Genomic DNA, 18,055 nt, shown 5'->3' on the forward strand with positions numbered 1-18,055 from the left:
TGAAAGTTCCTCACTGTTTCGCCGATCCAACGCGAGAGGGCTTCGGAAGCTGTCAGGATTCCCGTAGGTAACGCACGGTCACCCTAGGGTCACGGGCGCCATGCGCGTTCCGTCGCCGGAGGACCGTGGTCCGTTCCCCTGAGAATCGAGGTGACGGCGATGGGTCACGTGGCGAAGCACTCCGCCGGCGCGGGGTCCAACCGGGACCGTTCCGCGCCGCCGCGCAAGCCGGGCGAACCCGCGGAGACACCGGCGGAGCCGGTCGCGGTCAAACCTGGCGAGCCCGGCGACCGGCCGGACGACCCGGCCGGCTCGGTCGTGGTCGAGCCGGTGGCCACGCGTGCCCGCGCCGACGCCGACCGGACGGTCGTCCGTCCCACCATGCCCGCCCGCGGTGGGCGCCGCTGGTGGCAGTTCGGCCGAGGTGCCGAAGCGCCGCGGCCCGTCTCCCACGCGGCCGGCGCGAAGAACCGGTCCACAGCTGACGAACGCCCCTCGCGTACGGCCGACCGCGACCCGTCGCCGGGCGTGGCGACCGGGCGGTCCCGCGTGGAGCCCACCGCCCGCGGCCGCGACTCCGTTTCGCCGGAGGGTGCCGACGAGGCGCCACGCCGGTGGCAACCGGCCGGATCGGACGGTGCCCGGCAGGGCGACGCTTGGGGCAGCAGCGGACCCGGTCTCGGTGGCACGCCGGACGTCACCGACCGCCCGACCGCCCTGGAGTCCGTGAGCGGCGGTAGCGCCTGGGGCGCGTGGGAGTCGCGGGAGAGCGCGTCGCCGGATTCCCCGATCACCGACATCGCGCCCTGGAAGGGTCCGGACGGCGCCAACGACCACGCGGAGTCCGACGAGGACGACGGGGACCGCGTCAGCGTGAAGCTGCGCGAGGGCGAGCGCTCCTCGCTGCGGCCCACCGCTCCGGCCGGCACCCCGACCTACGAGGGGGACTGGGCGGGCGTCGAGGACACGGCCGTGCTGCCGCCGCTCGGCAGCCCGCTTCAGACCCAGCGGATCTGGACCAGCCGGCCCGACCCCGCGGACGAGGACACCGACTCCGCGGGCAGGAACGGCAAGGGCAAGAGGAAGAAGAAGATCGACGTGACCAGCCTGCTGGACGTCGGCATCAAGCTGCTTCCGGAGATCGAGCCGGCCGCACCGGACGGCCCGATCACCAACGCCCGCTGGGCGGCCCTGGTACGCGCGGCCGCGCGGCGGATGAGCTGGAGCCTGCCGCTCGCCGGCGTCGTCGCCGGAGCCGCGTCGATCGGCGCGATGGTCCGTGGCGGTCCGGCGCACTATCTCAACGGTGCCGAGCCGTTCCGCCTGATCGCCTGGGTGACCAGCGTCTGGCTGGGCATGCTCGCGATGATCTGCCTGGTCGGTCTGCTGGCGGCGGTACGCGTCCGCGGCACGGCCCTGCTGGGCCTCATGCTCGGCCTCCTCGGCGGCATCTCGATGCTGATGTTCGCCGCGGTCGCGCCGGCCACCCCCATCTGGGGCCTCAGCGCGAAAACGCTGACCCTGTCCTGCGGCGCCCTGTACAGCGCCGGGTGGATGGCGATGGGCTGGGCGGTCTTCCGGTCCCGCATGTTCACCCGGGGCGACGGGCTGATGCTCATGCTCGCCGGTCCGATGGTCGGCATCGCGGGCCTGTGGATGTCGCCGTTCCACACGGCCGGCGCGCTGCTGATGATCGCGGGCGGCCTGGGCATCGCCTGGAAGTCCAACAGCACGCTGCGCGCCGTCCGCGCCGGCCGCGAGGCCGAGCTCGTGGAGCGGGCCGGGCCGCCGCTGGAGCTAGCCGAGATCCGGCCCCGCAGCGCCCGCAAGGAGAAGAAGGCGAAGGCACCGAAACCGCCGAAGCGGCGTGGGCGGGCGGCCAAGCGGGCGGAGGCGGCCAAACAGGCGGCAGATGCCAAGCAGGCCGAGGCGGCCAAGCGGTCGGACCAGGGCAGGCAGGCCGAGGCGGCCAAGCGGTCGGACCACGGCAGGCAACCCGACGCGGGACGCGGCCAGCCGGCGCAGCCCGAGCAGGGCAGGCAGTCCGACCCGACGAAGCCGTCGGAGTGGTCCAGGCAGGGCAGCCAGCAGTCCCAGTGGGACCGGCGACCCGACGGGCGCGAGGCGACCGACCAGCCGACGCGCTCGGCCCGGCCGGGCGCGGACGCCGGCAGGTCACAAGGGACGACCGGCCCGACCAAGGACGAGAAGGCACCGCGTCGGCCGGGCAAGCGCCGCCTGCGCGTGGGCGCCACCACGGAGACCCCGGCGGCGCCGCCGCCCAAGCCGGAGGGGGACCGCGGCAAGCGCTGGGGATTCAAGCGCGACGGCAAGGACTGACGACCGAAGGAGACCCGGGCACAGCCGCCCGCCGCCCACCCGGCGCCGGCTGTGCCCGCCTTCGCGTCCGGGAAACGGCGCTAGAGCCGCTTCGCGCGCAGGACCGCGCTCGACAGTGGGTGCTCCCCGCCTTCGCCGCTCGTGTGGATGTCCCAGTAGTGCGGCGCCACGCGGTCCGGATCGGCCTCCTCCGCCTCGCGCGACAGCGGAACATGAGCCGCGTACACGCCCTTGCCCGCCAGCGCGTCGTGCAGGTTCAGCACCCAGTTGCGCAGCGCCGCGCAGGCCAGGGCCACGTTGCCCATCGCGGGCGCCGGCCGCACCGACCCCGACCCGGTCGTGTAGAGGAGCGTGCCGCTGCCGCGTTCGAGCATGTCCGGCAGCACCTGGCCCGTGGCCGTGATCGCTCCGTGCACGTAGAAGTCCAGGTGCGGCTGCACGTTGGCCACGCTCACGTCCAGCGGCCCCGCCAACACCAGCCCCGCCTCCGGGCCGTGCGGCGCGGGGGAGAACTCCAGGACCTCGACCGGCTCGTGGTTGCGGGCGATGTCCCGGAACGCGCGCACCAGGCTCGGCCGGTCCATGACGTCGGCCGTGTAGCCCGCCGCCGCGATCCCCTCGTCCGTCAGCGAAGCCACCAGGTCATCCAATGTGGACGCCGTGCGGGCGATCAGGGCGACCTCGAAACCCTGCTCGCCGAAGACCCGGGCCAGGGACAGGCCCAGCCCCGGCCCCGCACCGACGATCGCGACGGTAGCCACTAGCGGCGCGTGTCCACCACGAGCTTGCCCAGCTTGTGGCTGCCGAAGTCGGCGAGCGCCTGGGCCGCTTCGGCCATCGTGTACGTGTGCGTGATCGGCACCCGCAGCGTCCCGGCGGCGATCGAGTCCAGGATCGTGCCCACGGTCTCCGGCGTCGCGGTGGGCATCACCGGGGTGACCGTGATGTCCTTGCGGCCGACCGAGTCGGTGTCCGCGCCGAGGGCCGACGACATCCGGCCGCCCGCCGGCAGCAGCGCGGCGAGGGTGGTCGCGTCACCGGCGGCGTGCACGATCGCCGTGAGTCCGGGTGGGGCGGCGAAGCCGTCCGTGTAGTCGACGGTCTCGTTCGCGCCGAGCCCCCGCACGAACTCGGTCGGCTCGCCGGGACGCGCGGTGGCGTAGACGGTGGCGCCGACCGCCCGGGCGAGTTGCACGGCGTACGCGCCCACCCCGCCCGTCGCCCCGGTGACGAGCACCGTGTCGTCCTCGGTCAGCTTGAGCGTGTCCACGAGGGCCTTGGCCGTGACCGCGGCCAGTCCGGCGGCGGCCGCCTGCTCCTCGCTGATGCCCGGCGGGAGCGGCGTCACGCTGCGGGCGTCGAAGACGATCGTGTCGGCGAGCGCGCCACGGGCCATCGACGTACCCGTGATCACCCCGGCCACGCGGTCACGAGGGCGGATGGTGGCGACGCCGGGGCCGACCCGTTCGACGGTGCCGGCGAAGTCGCGGCCCAGCACGACCGGGAAGCGGTGCGGCTCGGACTCCCAGAAGGCCCCGGCCCCGGTGGCCACGTCGATTCCGTTGACCGAGGCCGCCTCCACCGCCACCCTGATCTGTCCGGGTCCCGGGTTCGGCACCGTGACCTCGACAACCGCGGGGGACTGGTCGCGGCCGGCGACCGCCAGTGCTCGTGCCATCGCGAGACCACCTCACCTAACTGGGGGATTGTCCCTGCTTAGCTCCTTCTGCGACGCTAGCACGACCAGAGATCAACCCCCGGTTACCGTCGTAAGGTATCGACCATGTCTCCCGGGAGCCTGCGGGCCGACGCTGAGCGCAATCGCCGCCAACTCCTCGACGCCGCTCGCGCGGTGTTCGCCACGCGCGGCCTCGACGCGCCGCTGGACGACATCGCGCGGCGTGCGCGGGTCGGCAACGCCACCCTCTACAGACGCTTCCCGCGCCGCCGCGACCTCGTCGGCGCCGTCTTCCTCGAGCCGCTGCGCGAGGTCGTCGCCACCGCCCGCGAGGCCCTCGAAGACCCGGACCCGTGGCTGGCCTTCGCCGGTCACCTGCGCTACCTGTGCGAGCTGCAGGCCCGCGACCGGGCGCTCGCCGAGCTGCTCACCGCGCGCATGTCCGATGTGGACGAGCTGGACGACCTGCGGGACATCGCGTTCGACTGCCTGACCGCGCTGTTCGACCGCGCCCGGGCGGCCGGTGCCATCCGCGCCGAGGTCGACCACGCCGACGTGGTGCTGATCCTGATGGCCAACGCGGGCCTGGTCGAGCGGACGGCGGCCAGCGCCCCGGACGCCTGGCTCCGCCACCTCGGCTACGTGCTCGACGGCCTGCGTCCGGCGGCGAACGCGACCACGGCCCCACGCCAACTGGCCGAGCGGCTGCCCGGCTGACGGCCGCCGGCTGCCGGGGCGGAGAATGTCCCGCGTGCCGGTCACCGTGATCACCGAACCTGGCGACGAGCGGCTCGCCGACTACCGCGCGCTGACCGACGTCGAGCTGCGTACCCGCTGGGAGCCCCCGCACGGCCTCTTCATCGCCGAGGGTGAGCTCGTGCTGCGGCGCGCGCTGCGCGCCGGCTACCGCCCCCGCAGCTACCTGGTCGACGAGAAGCGGGTCGACCAGCTCGGCGACCTGATCGACACCGCACCGGTGTACGCCGCCGGCCAGGCCGTCCTGGAGCAGGCGACCGGCTTCCACGTGCACCGGGGCGTGCTGGCCAGCTTCCACCGCCGCCCGCTGCCGGACCTGGACACCGTGCTGGCGGACGCGCGGCGGCTCGCCATCCTGGAAGACGTCAACAACCACACGAACGTCGGTGCCATCTTCCGGGGCGCGGCGGCACTGGGCATCGACGCCGTGCTGCTCTCGCCGACGTGCGCCGACCCGCTCTACCGGCGCAGCGTCCGAGTCAGCATGGGCGAGGTCTTCGCGATCCCGTACGCGACCCTGGCTCCCTGGCTGAGCGGCCTCGAGAAGGTGCGCGAGGCCGGGTTCACGGTGCTGGCCATGACCCCGGCCGACGACGCCGTCCCGATCCAGAAGCTCACCGAGGCCCAACGGCGCAGGGCGGCCCTGCTGCTCGGCGCCGAAGGTCCGGGCATCACCGAGAGCGCCCAGCGGGCCAGCGACATGCGGGTCGCCATCCCCATGCGCAAGGGCGTCGACTCCCTCAACGTCGCCGCCGCCGCGGCCGTCGCCTTCTGGGAGCTCGGCCGCGAGGACGAGGACTAGGGGAGCAGCTTCGCGTACGTCTCCGGGACGAAGTGCGGGCCGCCCGGCGTGAAGACCTCGGAGTCCGACGCCGCCGCCCAGGCCTCGGACGGGACGGCCGCGACCAGCGCGGTCACCACCGGCGACCCCGACCAGGCCGGCTGGCGGGACAGCAGCCCGAGGGCGACCAGCGACTCCTCGACCTCGCCGACGCACTCGAACGGCTTGTGCCCGTCGATGCCCAGGATCTCCAGGTAGCCAGGGATCTGCGCCGGGTCGGCGAACAGGTCCAATCCGAAGATGTTGGCCAGCCGCGCAGGCTCCATGAACGGCGCCATGGCCAGGAAGACGAACCGGCACTTCGGGCAGTGGCCGCACCAGCGGGCGGTCGCGTCGCGCAGCTTGAACGCCTGGTTGCAGCTCGTCACCACGTCGTCGTAGCCCGTGAAGCCCGCGAACAGCTTGGCGATGTGGAGCTCGGACAGCGTCCGGAGCAGCGAGAAGTAGGGGTCGACGAGCCCGGCGTGCGCGGCCAGCGCGGCCCGCAGCAACCCCTCAGCTTCGACGCCCTTCGACCACTGGTGGTTGACCTCGTGACCGTTCCAGATCAGGTTCGGGTCGGACGCCGAGCGCTCGTTGGACATCACCACCGGCCCGAGCCCGTGCAGCACGGCCGTGGCGACGGCGATCAGCGAGTTGATCGCGGTGACCGGGATGTGCCCGTTGAGCGCCCCGGCCCCGTTGAGCTCCAGCAGCAGCGGGTCGAGGCGCCGGCGGGCGGCCAGCGCGGGCACGCCCGAGGCCGCGTTGACCGCTTCGATGATCCGGTTGGGGTTGACCGAGAACGGCACGGGGTCGAGCCCACCGAGCCGCAGGGTCTCCAGTGAGACGATCGAGTCCTTGCCGCCGCCGACCGCCGACAGCGGCCGGCCCTCGGTCAGCTCCGGCGCCGGCGCCAGCGGCGCGGCCGTGCCGACCACGACCGGCACCAGCGACAGCACGTGCGGCAGGTCGTTGCGGTACGCGTACTCGGCGAGCCCCTTGGTGTAGACCGCGGTGACGTATTCGACCACCGCGTCGGACACGGGCGCCGGCAGCTCGATCCGCGGCGGCGCGGCGGCCTTGTAGTAGCTGACCCCGGCGACCAGGTGGAGCAGCGAGAGCACCTGCCGGACCGCGGCGAGCCGCGCCTCGGAGGGCGGCGACGAGGGCACCGGAAGGGTGACGGTCTCGGTGAAGGTCACCGCACCGGCCGGCCCGTCGAGCTCGTAGGAGAAGGTCGCCACCCCGGTGGAAGGGTCGAACGACGCGGACGGGAAGCGGAACACCGCCATCTGGCCGAGCTGGTCGTTGGGCACAGGCCATACTAGTTCGGCGCCCGCTACCGGGCCGCTCGACACCACGAGGGAGCACTCCGATGAGGTTGGCCGACCTTCAGGGACGCCGGGTCGCCGTGTGGGGCACCGGGCGCGAGGGCCGGGCCGCGGTGGTCGCGATCGCCGCCCACCATCCCGCGAGTCTGCGCGCCGTCGACGACAGCGGCAACTTCCTCAGCCTGCCCTGGGAGGGCGAGCTCGCCGCCGCGGCGCCGCTCACCGACCGTTACGAGGCGCTCGCGGAGGCGGACGTGGTCGTCCGCTCGCCCGGGATCCCGCAGACCCACCCGTGGATGGTCAAACTCCGCGAAGCCGGCGTCACGGTCACCCAGGGTACCGCGCTGTGGATGGCCGACCACGCCGACCGCACCGTCGGGGTCACCGGCAGCAAGGGCAAGAGCACCACCTCGAGCCTGGTCAGCCACCTGCTCACGGCGCTCGGCCGACCCAACCTCTACGGCGGCAACATCGGCGTGCCGGTGCTCGACCTGCCCGGTGACGCCGACCGGTACGTGTTGGAGCTGTCCAGCTACCAGTGCAGCGACCTGGCCGTCTCGCCCGCCGTCGCGGCGGTGACCGCGCTGTTCCCGGAGCATCTCGACGCGCACGGCGGCGAGGAGGAGTACTACCGCGACAAGCTCAACCTCGTGGCCCACGGACCGAAAGCGATCATCTACAACGCGGCCGACCCGCGCCTGGCGCCCCGCGTGCGGGACCTGCCCGGAGCGGTCCCGGCCAACGACCCCGCCGGCTTCCACATCGACGGTGACGACGTCGTGGCGCCCGACGGCACGAGATTGTTCGAGCGGGCCGCGCTCAACCTGCCCGGCCGCCACAACGCCGGCAACCTCTGCGTCGCGCTGGCCGTGCTGACCGCGCTCGGCATCGACTGCGTCGCCAGCAAAGCCGACCTGCGGGCGGCCGCCGCGAGCTTCCAGCCGTTGCCGCACCGGCTGACCGAGATCAGCGACCCGTCCGGCATCACCTTCGTCGACGACACGCTCGCCACCAGCCCCCATGCGACCACACACGCCATCGACGCGTACGTCGGCAAGCCCTTGACCTTGATCGTCGGTGGCAACGACCGCGGCGTGGACTACACCGTGCTCCGGGACCACCTGGAGGCCCTCGACGCGATCACCGTGCTGGCGGTCCCCGACAGCGGCCCGCGCATCGTCGACGCGCTCAAGGGCCTCGAGCACGTCCACGCGGAAGTGGTCGACGACCTCGTCGCGGCCGTGCGTCGGGCACGGGCGCTGACCCCGCCCGGCGGCGTCGTCCTGATGTCACCGGGCGCGCCCAGCTACGGCCGGTTCCGCAACTACGAGCACCGCAGCGAGGTGTACGCCGAGGCGATCAGGGATTCCGCACCGGCGTAGAAAGCCCACCGGGGTCTGCGGTGTGCTAGACCGTGAGGATGACGAGCACCGACGACCTGCTGGCGCGGCACAAGGCCGTGCTGCCGAGCTGGATGCCGCTCTACTACGCCGAGCCGCTGGAGATCGTCTCCGGTTCCGGGCGGCGGGTGACCTGCTCCGACGGCCGCACCTACCTCGACTTCTTCGGCGGCGTGCTGACCACGATGGTCGGCTACGACATCCCCGAGATCACCGAGGCCGTGGAGCGGCAGTTGCGCACCGGGGTGGCGCACACCTCGACGCTCTACCTGATCCGCGCGCAGGTCGAGCTGGCCGAGAAGATCGCCCGCCTGTCGGGCATTCCGGACGCCCGGGTGTTCTTCACGAACTCCGGCACCGAGGCCAACGAGGCGGCCCTGCTGATGGCCACCAACCATCGCCGGTCCAACCAGATCCTGGCGGTGCGCAACAGCTACCACGGCCGGTCGTACGCGGCCATGGGCATCACCGGCCATCGCGGCTGGTCGTCGAGCTCGCTCAACCCGCTCCAGGTCAGCTGGCTGCACTCCGGTGACCGGCTGCGTGGCCTGCTGTCCCGCCTGGGCAGCGACGAGCAGGTCGACGCCGCCGTCGACGACCTGCGCGAGGTGCTCGCCACCCAGACCTCGGGCGACGTGGCGGCGCTGATCGCCGAGCCGGTGCAGGGCGTGGGCGGTTTCGTCGCCGGCCCCGACGGGCTGTTCGGCGCGCTCAAGAAGGTGCTGGACGAGACCGGCATCCTGCTCATCTCCGACGAGGTGCAGACCGGCTGGGGTCGCACGGGCGAACATTTCTGGGGCTACCAGGCCCACGGCGTCGTGCCCGACCTGCTCACCTTTGCCAAGGGCATCGGCAACGGCTTCGCGCTGGCCGGCGTGGTCGGTCGGGCCGACGTGGTCAACAACGTGCCGGCGATCTCGTTCTCGACCTTCGGCGGCAACCCGATCTCGACCGCGGCCGGCAACGCGGTCGTCGACTACGTGCTCGACCACGACCTCCAGGGCAACGCGGCCCGCGTCGGCGCGATCCTCCGGGAGGGCCTGCGGGCTCAGGTCGGCGACAACCCGATGGTCGGCGAGATCCGCGGCCGGGGCCTCATGTTGGCCATCGAGTTCGTCCAGCCGGGCACGACCGTGCCCGACGTGCCCGCCACCGTGCGGGTCTTCGAGGCGTGCCGCAAGGGCGGCCTGCTCGTCGGCAAGGGCGGTCTCTACAACAACGTGATCCGGATGGGCCCCGCGCTGACGCTGACCGAGGACGAGGCCCGCGAGGCCCTGAACATCCTGGTCAACGCCATTGAGGAGACAAGCGCCGCCTGATCGTTACCGCTTCGAGAACCCCGCCGGTGCAGCATGCCCGGCGGGGTTTCGCGTGCGTATCGGCGCGTAACAGTTTGAAAACTTCACCCAAAGTCTTGACACAAGGGGGGCTTCAGTAAGAACTTTTACCACTAACAGTTAACACTCTTTTTTGAAAGGCGGACCCATGATCGAGCGCGAGGCCGACTCGACCGCCACCGCGGTCGTCGATGCCTCGCCCGCCGACGGGGTCCTGCTCCGGGTGCGTGCGGGCCTTCCCGAGTTCACCGGAGCGTTGCAGCGGGTGGCCGAGCAGGTGCTCGCCGACCCGGCCGCCGCGGCCCGGGCGACGATCGTCGAGCTGGCCGAGCGCAGCGGCACCTCGCCCGCCACGATCACCCGGTTCTGCCGGGCGCTGGGCTTCGACGGCTACGCCGACCTCCGGCTGGGCATCGCCGCCGAGACCGGCCGCGCCCGCTCGGCCGGCTGGACGTTCGACATCGGACGCGAGATCCAGCCGACCGACCCGCTCGACCGGGTGCTCGGCCAGATCATGGCCGCCGACACGCGGGCCATGCACGACACCGCCGCGCTGCTCGACCTGGCCGAGGTGGAGCGGGCCGCCGACGCGATCGCCGCCGCCACCCGGGTCGACATCTTCGGCGCCAGCGGCAGCGCGCTGGTCGGCGAGGAGATGCAGTTCAGCCTCCACCGCATCGGCGTCGCGGCATGGGCCTGGACCGACGTGCACAACGGGCTGGCCAGCGCCGCGCTGCTGCGCCCCGGCGACGTGGCCCTCGGCGTCAGCCACAGCGGCGCCACCCGGGAGACGATCGAGATGCTCGCCGAGGCGGGCAGCCGCGGCGCCACCACGGTCGCGCTGACCAGCTTCCCGCGGTCGCCGCTGGCGGAGCTCGCCGACATCGTGCTGCTGACCGCGGCGCAGGCCACCACGTTCCGGCCGGACGCGCTCTCCGCGCGGCATCCGCAGCTCGTCGTGCTCGACCTGCTCTACATCGCGGTCGCGCAGCGCACCCACGACCGGGCACACGCCTCGTTCCAGCGCACCGCGCAGGCGGTCGACGGACACAAGACGGCCAAGGGGGCGGCGCTGTGATGATCTCCGCGAGGGGCTACGCCGACGCCGTACGCCCGCTGCTCGACGGTGTTCTCGACGCCCAGACCGACGACCTGGCGCGTGCCGCGGACCTGATCGCCGAGAGCCTGCGCGACGGGGGAGTGCTCCAGGCGTTCGGCGCCGGGCACTCCGCCGCGTTCGCCGCCGACCTGGTCGGCCGGGCCGGCGGCCTGGTGCCCACCAACCGGCTCGACATCCACGACCTGGTGCTGCACGGTGACGCGCACCGCGACGTGCTCGGCGATCCCAAGCTCGAGCGCGACCCCGGCATCGCCCACCAGATCTACGAACTGGCCCGGCCGCAGCCGCAGGACGTGTTCGTGGTGGCCTCGCAGTCCGGGATCAACGGTTCGGTCGTCGAACTGGCGTCCCTCGTGAAGGAACGCGGTCACCAGCTGATCGCGGTCACCTCGGTGGCGCACACAACCCGGGTGGCACCGCGCCACCCGTCGGGTCGGCGGTTGTCCGACCTCGCTGACGTCGTGCTGGACAACGGCGCGCCGTACGGCGACGCACTGCTGCCGACGCACGACGGCGGCACGGTCTGTGCGGTCTCGTCGGTCACCGCCGCGCTGTTGGCGCAGCTGTTGACCGCCGAGGTCGTGCGACGGTTCCACCAACTCGGAGAGGTTCCCCCTATCTACCTCTCCGCCAACGTCCCCGGTGGGGACGCGCACAACCACGCCCTCGAATCGCGGTATGCCGGGCGTCTCCGGCGTACCGCATGACCCCGATCGATTGAATCGAGGAGACAAGATGTCGCAACTCCCCGACAGCACGTCGGACCTCAGTCGCCGCTCGCTGTTGCGCGGTACGGCGGCCGCCGGTCTGCTCGCCACCCCCGCCGTCGGCCTGCTCTCCGCATGCGCCGGCAGCTCCACGGGGGATGACAAGGCCGAGACCGGGGCCAAGACCGACGACAACCCGCTGGGTGTCGCCGACTCCGGCAAGGTCGACGTCGTCGTCTTCAACGGCGGCCTCGGCGACGCGTACGCCAAGTTCGACGTGACCGTGTTCAACAAGAAGCACGCGGGCGTCACCGTCAACCTGAGCTCGACCCAGAAGATCAAGACCGAGCAGCAGCCGAAGTTCAGCACCACCCCCGCTGACCTGATCAACAACGCCGGCGCCGACATCATGGCGCTCGACACCCTGGTTAACGAGGGTGCGCTGACCGAGCTCACGCCGCTGCTGGACGCGCCGAGCTGGGACGACCCGAACACCAAGGTGCGCGACACCCTGCTGCCGGGCACCGTCTCCGACGGCACGTTCGACGGCAAGGTGTTCGTGCTCAACTACGCGTACACCGTGTTCGGCATGTGGTACAACCAGGCGCTCTTCGACAAGAACAGCTGGACGGCGCCGACGACCTTCGACGAGTTCTTCACGCTCGCGCCGAAGATCAAGGCTGCTGGCATCGCGCCGTTCGCGTTCGCCGGCAAGTACCCGTACTACATGCGCTGGGCCATCATGAGCTGGATCTGGCAGTCCGGTGGCAAGTCCGCGGTCGTCGACATCGACAACCTCAAGCCCGGCTGCTGGAAGACCCCCGAGGTCATGGCCGCGCTCGAGGCGACCGAGAAGCTGGTCAAGGACGGCTACACGCTCGCCGGCTCGGCCACGCTGAGCCACACCGAGTCCCAGCAGGCGTTCCTCGACGGCAAGGCCGCTCTCCTGCCATGCGGCACCTGGCTCGAGAACGAGATGCGCCAGACGATCCCGTCGGGTTTCCAGATGAAGCTCGCCAACTTCTGGGGCGTCACGGCGAACGACAAGGCCAAGGGCGCGGTGTACGCCGGCTCCGGCGAGAACTGGATCGTCCCGAAGAAGGCGGCCAACGCGGCGGCTGGCATGGAGTTCCTCCGCGCCATGTTCTCCGTCGAGGGTGCCGGCAAGTTCGCCGAGCTGACGAGCTCGCTCTCCTCGCGGATCGGCTCGGGCGACAAGGTCACCAACTCGACCGCGCTGGTCTCGGCCGGCGAGGTCATGAAGAAGGCCTCGGGCGACCTGGTCTCCTTCAAGCACCCCGACTGGTACGCCGACATCGACAAGGCGGAGCAGAACGCGATCGGTGAGCTCATGGCCGGCCGCATGACCGCTGCTAAGTTCGCCGATGTGCTCCAGCAGGCCACCGACAAGGTGGCCAAGGACAGCTCCATCAAGAAGTTCACCCGCGACGCCTAGAACGGATAGTCGAGATGCGGCACGGTAAAGCCCGCTTCGTCACGAGCTTCCTGTTCCTGCCGGTGCTTCTGTACGTGTTCTACGTGCTGTGGCCCTATGCGCAGGACATCGGATACTCGCTGACGAACTGGGGCGGCTACTCCGACACACAGGAGTTCGTCGGGCTGGACAACTACGTCCGGCTGGTCAAGGACGAGCTGATCCGGAAAGCCTTCTGGCACAGCGTGTTCTTCCTGGTAACCGTGCCGGTCTTCACGATCGCGCTGGCCCTGCTCTTCGCGTTCCTGCTCAATGTGGGCGGACGCGGGAGCAGGGCCGGGGTCCGCGGCGTCTGGGGCTCCCACGTCTACAAGGTCGTCTTCTTCTTCCCGCAGGTGCTCTCGCTGGTCCTGGTCGCCATCATGTGGCAGGCCATCTACCGCGGCGACGAGCAGGGCCTGCTCAACGGGTTGCTGATGAAGATCGGCCTGGTCGACCCCGAGAAGCCGCTGCAGTTCGTCGCCGACCCCACGCCCTTCCTCGGCGTACCCACCGTGCTTTGGTGGTTGTTGCTCATCGCCGTCTGGGGTGGCACCGGTTTCTACATGGTGCTGTTCTCCGCCGCCATGCAGTCCATCCCGAAGGACATCTTCGAGGCCGCGACGCTCGACGGCGCCAGCCGGGTCAAGACGTTCTTCCGGATCACGCTGCCGCTGCTGCGCGACTCGGTGTCGGTGGCCTGGGTCTACCTGGGCTTCATCGCGCTCGACATGTACGCGCTGGTCTACGTCATGACGCCGAGCCAGGGCGGGCCGGACCACGCGAGTGAGGTGTTCGCCTCGGTGATCAACTTCACGGCCTTCAACAAGGGCCAGTTCGGGTACGCCTGCGCGATCGCGGTGGCCCTCGGCATCTTCACCCTGCTGCTTGCCGCCGTGCAGCTGCGCGTCACCCGCCGCGAGCGGATCGAGTACTAGGAGTGTTGGGATGAGCACGATCACCACACCTCCGTCGACGGGGACGGTCGGGGTGCAGCCTTCGCCGTCCGGTCGCGGTCGGTCCGGTCCCAAGGGCACCTCGGTCGGCGACGCCGCGGTCAGCGGCTTCTCCCACCTGTTCCTGCTCGTGTGGGGCGCCATGGTGGTGCTGCCGCTGTTGTGGGTCGTCATGTCGTCGTTCAAGACCGACGCGGAGATCATCAAGAACCCGCTGTCGCTGATCCCGGACGGCCTGCACTGGGGCAACTTCTCCCGGGCCTGGACCAACGGCCACTTCAACGACGTCTTCCTCGACACGATCATCATCGTGGGCGGCGGCGTCTTCCTCACGATGCTGCTCGGATCGATGGCCGCGTACGTGCTGGCCCGCTACGAGTTCCCCGGCAACCGGCTCATCTACTACCTGTTCCTGGCCGGTCTGACGCTGCCCGTCTACATGGCCGCGGTGCCGCTCTACAAGGGCATCGACAACATGGGCAACATCCTGCCGTTCCTCGGGCACAACCAGTACGTGATGCTGATCCTGGTGTACGTCGCCTGGTCGCTGTCGTTCACCGTCTTCTTCATGCACTCGTTCTTCCGCACGCTGCCCTCGACGGTGGCCGAGGCGGGCCTGGTCGACGGCTGCTCGCACACCACGCTGTTCTTCAAGGTGATGCTGCCGATGGCCAAGCCGGGCCTGATCAGCATCGGCATCTTCAACGTCATCGGCCAGTGGAACCAGTGGTACCTGCCGGTCCTGCTGATGCAGCCTCAGAGCGGCGAGGACAAGAAGGCACCGATCGCCCAGGCGCTGATCGACCTGTCGGTCAACCAGGGCTACCGCTCCGACTGGTCGGGCATGTTCGCCGGCCTCACGATGGCGATGCTCCCGGTGCTCGCGGTCTACATCATCTTCCAGCGCCAGGTCCAGGCGGGTCTGACGGGCAGCATCACGAAGTAGTTGTCGTACCTCTGGGGTTAGATGGCTTCGTGCTGGTCGCGGCGGTTCCGGGGGAGGGCGGGTCGGGTCGGCTCCTGCCGCTCGACGACGGGGGCCGCCCAGCCGGTCCTGCTGTGACCGCACCGTCGCTGGCCACCGCGGTGGCCTCGTGGGAGTCGTCGGCTCGACCTCGTTGGGTCTGGCCGTCGACTCTCGCCGTCTATCCGGGTCTGCTGGCCGCCGGCGTGCGGGTTTCGCGCTGCCACGACCTCGAGCTCACCGAGGCGCTGCTGCTGGGCTCGGCCGGCTCGTGGGGCGCGCCGCGCTCGGTCGCCGCCGCGCTGGCCCGGCTGCGCGGCACGCCCGTGCCGCCCGATCCGTTGCCGGTCGCGGCCTCGCCGCCCGGTGGGGGCCAGGGCGAGCTGTTCGCGCCGCCTTCGGCTGCTTCTCCTGTGTCTCTGGACGACCTGGTGGCTGTCTACGCTGACCAGCGTGCCCGGATGGCTCTCGTGCCGTCGCCGCCGGGGCGGTTCCGGTTGCTGGTCGCGGCCGAGTCGGCGGGTGCCCTGGTCGCGGCCGAGATGGGCGCCGCCGGGCTGCCATGGCGGGCCGACGTGCACGACGCGCTGCTCCGCGAGCTGCTCGGCGCGCCGTCCCCGGTCGGCGGGCCGCCGGCGCGGCTGGTCGCCCTGACCGCGGAGATCGCCGAGGCCTTCGGCGTGCGCTCGCTCCATCCGGAGTCGCCGGGCGAGCTGCTCAAGGCGTTCCACCGGGCCGGGGTCGACATCCCCAACACCCGTTCCTGGACCCTGTCGCGGGTCGACCACCCGGCGGTCCGCCCGGTCCTGGCCTACAAGGAGCTGTTCCGCATCTGGACGGCCCACGGCTGGGCGTGGCGCGACGCGTGGGTCCACGAGGGCCGCTTCCGCGCCGAATACGTGCCGGGCGGGGTGGTCTCCGGCCGCTGGGCCAGCCGTGGTGGGGGAGCGCTGCAGATCCCGAAGGTGGTCCGGCGCGCGGTCATCGCCGACCCGGGCTGGCGCCTGGTGGTGGCCGACGCCGCCCAGCTCGAGCCCCGGGTCCTGGCCGCGGTCTCGGGCGACGCCCGCCTGGCCGCCGCCGGCCGCGCGGGGGATCTCTACGCGGCGCTGGCCAACGACGCCTTCGACGGCGACCGGGCGAAGGCCAAGGTCGCCCTGCTGGGCGCGATGTACGGCCAGACCGGCGGCGCCGCCATTCCCGCGTTGGCGGCGCTGCGCACGCACTACCCGACGGCGTTCGACTACGTCGAGAGCGCGGCGCGCACGGGCGAGGGCGGCGGCCTGGTGCGGTCGTGGCTGGGCCGCACGTGCCCGCCGTCGTCGGTCTCGGTGTCGCTCGCGGAGTCGGGCTACGAGACGGGCGACGCACCCGACGCGGGCCGCTCACGCGCGCGAGGCCGCTTCACGCGCAACTTCGTCATCCAGGCCACGGCGGCGGAGTGGGCGCTGGCCCTGCTGGCGACGCTGCGCACGGCGCTGGCCGGCACCCCGGCCGAACTGGTCCTCTTCCAGCACGACGAGGTGCTGGTGCACTGCCCGGCCGACCAGGCGGAGTCGGTGGTCTCGGCGGTGCACGAGGCAGGTGCCCGCGCGACGGCGACCCTGTTCGGCGAGACAGAGGTCCGCTTCCCGATGGAAGCGGTCGCGGTCGAGTGCTACGCGGATGCCAAATGACGCAGTTCGTCACGTCGACCGACGGCACCGCCATTGCCTTCACCGCGACCGGCGCGGGCTCGCCCGTAGTGCTGGTCGGTGGCGGGCTTGACGACGGCGCCGAGAACGCGCCGTTGGCCGAGGCGCTGGCGCCGTGGTTCACGGTCGTCAACTACGCCAGGCGCGGGCGCGGGGCGAGCGGCGACACCGCACCGTATGCGGTGGAGCGGGAGCACGACGACCTGGCCGCGCTGCTCGCCCTGTTCGACGGCCCGGCGCACCTGTTCGGGGCGTCGTCCGGCGGCGCCCTCACCCTGTCCGCCGTCGCGGCCGGCCTGCCGGCGGCCCGGGTCGCCGTCTACGAGGTGCCCTACCTGGTCGACGAACCACTGCGCGCCGCCTGGCTGTCCTATGTAGAAGAGATCGCGGCGTTGTTGACCGCCGACCGACACGACGACGCGATAGCGGCGTTCATGCGGCTCGCCGGCGCCGGCGAGGCCGAGATCGCCGGCGCCCGTGCGGCACCGGTCTGGCCGTCGCTGGTCGCGCTGGCGCCGATGCTCGCCTACGACGCGGCCTGCCTGGGCGACGGGCGCGTCCCGCGGTCGCTGGCGACCGTCGACCAGCCGGTGCTCGTCGCCACCGGCGCGCAGCCGGCACCGTTCTTCGCCACGGCCGCCGACGCGATGGTCGCGGCGCTGCCGCGTGCGCGGCGCACGCTCGTGCCACGCTCCGGCCACGTGGCTGACCCGGCCACCCTGGCCCCACTGCTGCGCGACTTCGACCTGTCGTGACCGTCAACGCGCTGGTCTTCGACTTCGACGGCCTGCTCATGGACACCGAGACCACGATGGTCGAGGGCTGGCGGGCGGCCTGGGCGCAGCACGGGCTGACCCTGGACCTCGACGACGGCTTCTGGCCGGGCCACGGCGGCGACGTCACCGCGCACCGCCTCGACCGGCTGGCCGCGCTCGTCGGTCCGACCTTCGACCGGGGGGTCGGCCACCGAGCCTACGAGGCACACCGGGCACGGTTGAACGGCTCGCTGCCGCTGCGGCCGGGCGTGGCCGAGTGGCTGTCCGCCGCGCGTGACGCGGGTGTTGCTCTCGCGGTGGCCAGCAGCTCACCGCGGTCGTGGGTGCGTGAGCACCTGACCCGCGCCGGAGTGTTCGACCACTTCGACACCATCGCCACCGGCGACGAGGTGGCCGACCACAAACCGGACCCGGCGGTCTACCACCTGGCCCTGCGCCGCCTCGGCGTGCCGGCGCACGAGGCCGCGGCCGTGGAGGACACACCCCACGGGCTGGCCGCGGCGCGCGCGGCCGGGATGCGCACCGTCGGCATCCCCAACCCGTTCGTCCCGGCCACCGCGCTCGCGGCGGCCGATCTCGTCCTCGCGAGCGCCGCGGACCTCCCACTCAAGGACCTCCTGACCCGCCTGGCGTGACGCCCGCGCCCCTCAGACGCGGAGCGCCCCTGGCCGGCCGGTGAGGTGGTCGCCGCCGCACGCA

16 protein-coding genes are annotated in these 18,055 nt (G+C 71.9%); 13 read left to right on the forward strand and 3 right to left on the reverse strand.

Annotated elements, in window-relative coordinates; translation table 11 throughout:
• The first annotated feature begins 159 nt into the window (after positions 1–159).
• Positions 160–2,340 (forward strand): hypothetical protein, encoded by a 2,181-nt coding sequence (locus AB0J88_RS35350; protein WP_364355274.1) that lies wholly within the window; start codon positions 160–162, stop codon positions 2,338–2,340.
• A gap of 80 nt (positions 2,341–2,420) precedes the next feature.
• Here the strand turns inward: AB0J88_RS35350 and AB0J88_RS35355 are convergent, their stop codons facing one another.
• On the reverse strand, positions 2,421–3,101 hold the full coding sequence (locus AB0J88_RS35355; protein ID WP_364355271.1) for an SDR family NAD(P)-dependent oxidoreductase: 681 nt from the start codon (positions 3,099–3,101) through the stop codon (positions 2,421–2,423).
• On the reverse strand, positions 3,101–4,018 hold the full coding sequence (locus AB0J88_RS35360; protein ID WP_364355268.1) for an NADP-dependent oxidoreductase: 918 nt from the start codon (positions 4,016–4,018) through the stop codon (positions 3,101–3,103). The genes AB0J88_RS35355 and AB0J88_RS35360 overlap by 1 nt, the downstream gene beginning before the upstream one ends.
• A gap of 105 nt (positions 4,019–4,123) precedes the next feature.
• Here AB0J88_RS35360 and AB0J88_RS35365 point away from each other — a divergent pair, with 105 nt between their 5' ends.
• Together AB0J88_RS35365 and AB0J88_RS35370 are read left to right on the forward strand one after the other, a co-directional pair.
• Positions 4,124–4,735, forward strand: coding sequence for a TetR family transcriptional regulator (locus AB0J88_RS35365; RefSeq protein ID WP_364355265.1), 612 nt, complete (start codon positions 4,124–4,126; stop codon positions 4,733–4,735).
• A gap of 34 nt (positions 4,736–4,769) precedes the next feature.
• A complete protein-coding gene (locus tag AB0J88_RS35370; protein ID WP_364355262.1) occupies positions 4,770–5,576 on the forward strand; it encodes an RNA methyltransferase in 807 nt (268 codons plus the stop codon).
• Here the strand turns inward: AB0J88_RS35370 and AB0J88_RS35375 are convergent.
• Positions 5,573–6,913: a hypothetical protein gene (locus tag AB0J88_RS35375; protein ID WP_364355259.1), complete on the reverse strand. Its 1,341-nt coding sequence runs from the start codon at positions 6,911–6,913 to the stop codon at positions 5,573–5,575. The genes AB0J88_RS35370 and AB0J88_RS35375 overlap by 4 nt on opposite strands.
• A 59-nt stretch (positions 6,914–6,972) precedes the next feature.
• On the opposite strand from AB0J88_RS35375, the gene murD reads away from it, so the two are divergent.
• The 10 genes from murD to AB0J88_RS35425 all read left to right on the forward strand — a co-directional run bounded on the left by murD (position 6,973) and on the right by AB0J88_RS35425 (position 17,991).
• The gene (gene murD, locus AB0J88_RS35380; protein WP_364355256.1) at positions 6,973–8,310 is read left to right on the forward strand and encodes a UDP-N-acetylmuramoyl-L-alanine--D-glutamate ligase; all 1,338 of its coding nucleotides are present in this window, start codon (positions 6,973–6,975) and stop codon (positions 8,308–8,310) included.
• A 38-nt stretch (positions 8,311–8,348) separates the two neighbouring features.
• The gene (locus AB0J88_RS35385; protein WP_364355253.1) at positions 8,349–9,647 is read left to right on the forward strand and encodes an aminotransferase class III-fold pyridoxal phosphate-dependent enzyme; all 1,299 of its coding nucleotides are present in this window, start codon (positions 8,349–8,351) and stop codon (positions 9,645–9,647) included.
• Between the two features lie 166 nt (positions 9,648–9,813).
• On the forward strand, positions 9,814–10,743 hold the full coding sequence (locus tag AB0J88_RS35390; RefSeq protein WP_203711844.1) for a MurR/RpiR family transcriptional regulator: 930 nt from the start codon (positions 9,814–9,816) through the stop codon (positions 10,741–10,743).
• Positions 10,743–11,492, forward strand: coding sequence for an SIS domain-containing protein (locus AB0J88_RS35395; RefSeq protein WP_364355249.1), 750 nt, complete (start codon positions 10,743–10,745; stop codon positions 11,490–11,492). Before AB0J88_RS35390 ends, AB0J88_RS35395 begins: the two co-directional genes overlap by 1 nt.
• A gap of 28 nt (positions 11,493–11,520) precedes the next feature.
• Positions 11,521–12,948 carry an N-acetylglucosamine/diacetylchitobiose ABC transporter substrate-binding protein gene (gene ngcE, locus AB0J88_RS35400; protein WP_364355246.1) on the forward strand — a complete coding sequence of 476 codons (1,428 nt, stop codon included), beginning with the start codon at positions 11,521–11,523 and terminating at the stop codon, positions 12,946–12,948.
• Between the two features lie 14 nt (positions 12,949–12,962).
• Positions 12,963–13,904, forward strand: a complete 942-nt coding sequence (locus tag AB0J88_RS35405) for a sugar ABC transporter permease (RefSeq protein ID WP_364355243.1) — start codon at positions 12,963–12,965, stop codon at positions 13,902–13,904.
• Positions 13,905–13,914: 10 nt separating this feature from the next.
• Entirely contained in the window at positions 13,915–14,868 is a 954-nt protein-coding gene (locus AB0J88_RS35410) for a carbohydrate ABC transporter permease (RefSeq protein WP_364355240.1), read from the forward strand.
• Between the two features lie 32 nt (positions 14,869–14,900).
• The gene (locus tag AB0J88_RS35415; RefSeq protein WP_364355340.1) at positions 14,901–16,562 is read left to right on the forward strand and encodes a bifunctional 3'-5' exonuclease/DNA polymerase; all 1,662 of its coding nucleotides are present in this window, start codon (positions 14,901–14,903) and stop codon (positions 16,560–16,562) included.
• A complete protein-coding gene (locus AB0J88_RS35420; RefSeq protein WP_364355237.1) occupies positions 16,559–17,335 on the forward strand; it encodes an alpha/beta hydrolase in 777 nt (258 codons plus the stop codon). Before AB0J88_RS35415 ends, AB0J88_RS35420 begins: the two co-directional genes overlap by 4 nt.
• Positions 17,332–17,991: an HAD-IA family hydrolase gene (locus AB0J88_RS35425; RefSeq protein ID WP_364355234.1), complete on the forward strand. Its 660-nt coding sequence runs from the start codon at positions 17,332–17,334 to the stop codon at positions 17,989–17,991. Before AB0J88_RS35420 ends, AB0J88_RS35425 begins: the two co-directional genes overlap by 4 nt.
• Positions 17,992–18,055 lie beyond the last annotated feature (64 nt).

This window comes from Asanoa sp. NPDC049475 (assembly GCF_040676915.1).
Lineage (GTDB): Bacteria > Actinomycetota > Actinomycetes > Mycobacteriales > Micromonosporaceae > Asanoa.